The following is a 1,288-nucleotide window of genomic DNA, read 5'->3' on the forward strand; positions in this document are numbered from 1 at the left end:
TCGGCGTCGGCATCACGCCCGAAGGCGGGCAGGCGACCTTCGGCACCGGCGTCAACTTCGTCAACCGCTTCGGCATCGGCAGCGCGCGCACCCTGACCCTGGTCAACGGCCGCCGCTTCGTCACCAGCGCGCCGACCACGCTGTTCGGACCGGCCGCGCCGGGCCTGCAGGTCGACCTCAACGCGATTCCGACCGCGCTGGTCGAACGCGTGGAGAACATCGCCATCGGCGGCGCGCCGACCTACGGTTCCGACGCCATCGCCGGCGTGGTCAACGTGATCCTGCGCAAGAACTACGAAGGCGTGGAGGCCGGCGCCAGCTACGGCGTCACCGAACAGGGCGACAACGAGCGCTACAACGCCTGGGCGCTGGTCGGCGCCAACTTCGACGACGGCCGCGGCAACGTCACCTTCTCCTTCACCTACGACGACAGCAAGGGAGTGCTGCAGAAGGAGCGCGACTTCTTCCGTGCCGGCTACTTCAACGCCGCCAACCCGCTGGCCGCGCGCATGGCCGCGCTGTTCCCGGGCCGCACGCCGGGCAACGACGGCCGCTACAACCCGAACATCCCGTTCAACACCGGCAACAACGACGGCATTCCCAACGGCGTGCTGATCAAGGACCGCCGCATCTGGTCGACGCCGTTCGGCGGCCTGATCTCGCCGGTCACCGGTGCGTTCAAGCCGGGCACCGACAACATGGTCGCCAACGGCTTCGGCCCCGGCGGCAACACCGTGCTGGCGTTCGACCGCAGCGGCAACCTGGTGCCGTACAACCAGGGCATCCCGTTCTCGGCCACCGACGCCAGCGGCGGCGACGGCATCAGCCTGGTCGATGCGGGCCAGGTGATCTCCGACCTCAAGCGCATGTCGGTGAACACCACCGCGCGCTGGGCGCTCAACGACCGCGTCGATGTGTTCATGGAAGGCTCGTTCTACTCGGCCGAAAGCACCGAGCTGACCGACCAGTGGGCCTACAACTCGCCGTTGTTCGGCGGCGCCAGCCAGATGCTGCGCTTTCCGACCACCTACGCGCTGCTGACCGATCAGGCCCGCGCCCAGTTGAATGCGCTGGGTGTGACCGCGTTCAATCTCTCGCGCGCCTCGCGCGACCTGATCACCAACAACGGCAGCGGCACCACCGAGCTCGGCCGGATCGTGCTCGGCCTGGAAGGCGATTTCGACATCGGCGAGCGCACGTTCTACTGGGAAGCCTCGGCCAACTACGGCCGCAGCGACTCGCGCGCCTACGGCACCTCGCTGAACCAGCAGAACTTCGTCAACGCGCT

General features: G+C 67.9%; 1 protein-coding gene. It reads left to right on the plus strand.

Annotation, left to right across the window (positions count from 1 at the left end):
• Positions 1 to 1,288 (plus strand): TonB-dependent receptor plug domain-containing protein (locus ABZY20_RS37215; RefSeq protein ID WP_356447963.1); only part of this gene is annotated, 1,288 nt, incomplete at both ends.

Origin of the sequence: Streptomyces sp. NPDC006624 (assembly GCF_040611555.1) — a bacterium.
Taxonomy (GTDB): Bacteria; Actinomycetota; Actinomycetes; order Streptomycetales; family Streptomycetaceae; genus Streptomyces.